Below are 1231 nucleotides of genomic sequence, written 5' to 3'. Positions count from 1 at the left end.
GCAGCGGCCCGCCCCGCCCCAGCCACACGCCGTAGCCGAACGTGTAGAGCAGCTGGCCGTACAGGTTGTCGTCGTCCACGCGCCCCGGATAGCTGTAGCCCTGGAATGACAGCCCCACGCCGCCCTCCACGAACGAGCCCGCGAAGCGCGGCCCGAAGCGCTCCATCGCGTAGCGGCCCTTGAGCCCCACCTCTCCGCCTCCCAGCGTGAAGCCCTCCGTCGGGTAGCGGTGGTACGTGGCGATGCCCTCCACGTCCAACGACGTCCCGTCCCCCAACCCCGGCGTCCGCTCCGGCGCGCCCCACAGCCGGTAGGCCGCGCCCGCGCGGATCAACGTGTTGCCCTCGTCCGGCGCCAGCCGCGCGGACGCCTGGAGCCGCACCCTCGACAGGCGCGCCACCGCGCCCAGCGCGAAGAAGTTCCGGTAGTCCGCCGTCGCGTCGTGCACGTACTGGTAGCCCAGGTCGAACTCCAGCGGCGGCAGCGTGTCCGGCACCTGCCCCGGGTCGAACGCCGGCGACGTCACCGCGTACAGGTTCGCCAGCATCGACAGCGAGAACACCCCCGCCCCCGTCAGCGTCACCGCGTACAGCGGCCCGATGGTCTTTCGCGACGCGCCCGTCAACGCGATGGGCACCAACCCCGCGGCGATCAACCCCAGCCCCGTCGCCTCCGCCGCGAACAGGCCCCGCGCCGTCGCGGAATCCCCCGCCGTCCACGCACCCAACCCGTGCAGCAGCAACCCCGGCACCACCGCGACCGCCACCGGCAGCGCCTTGAACGGCGGCCTCGGCGCGTCCTCTGTCAGGCGCACGCGGGGCTCCGACACCCGGCCGCCTTCCATCGCACCCGGAGCTTCCGGCGCCACCACCGGGCCGGACTCCGCCGCGGACGCCGTGGGCACCGGCCGGGGCCCCTCCTCCGTCAGCACCCGGGCCATCACCTCCGGCGGCACCACCGACGCGTCCGAACCCCGGCGCTTCGGCACGTCCCGGGGGATGTCACTCCCACCCAGCTCGGGACCGCTCGCCAGCAGCTCGAAGGCGGACCGCCAGCCGCCGCCGTCCTGCGCCCGCGCGGGCCCCGAGGCCAGCCAAAGCCCCAGCACCACCGCGAAGGTGGCTCGCGCACTCCACACCGGGCGCCCATGCCCCATGACCGTCGTCTCGCTTCCCTGGGAGCGGCCTTCCACCCCTCCCACCCCGGACCGAAGCCCGGAATGGCGCAGGTG

The 1231-nt window shown here is 74.5% G+C and carries 1 protein-coding gene; it reads right to left on the bottom strand.

Annotated features, from left to right (window positions below; translation table 11 throughout):
• Positions 1–1156, bottom strand: a 1156-nt coding sequence (locus tag D7Y15_RS43535; protein WP_121756222.1) for a hypothetical protein, incomplete at its 3' end; no start/stop codon positions are given.
• Between the last annotated feature and the right edge of the window lie 75 nt (positions 1157–1231).

Source organism: Corallococcus sp. AB030 (assembly GCF_003668965.1).
Classification (GTDB): Bacteria; Myxococcota; Myxococcia; order Myxococcales; family Myxococcaceae; genus Corallococcus; species Corallococcus exiguus.
Note: the sequence above shows the minus strand (reverse complement) of the source record. Positions and strands in the feature narration are given on the sequence as shown.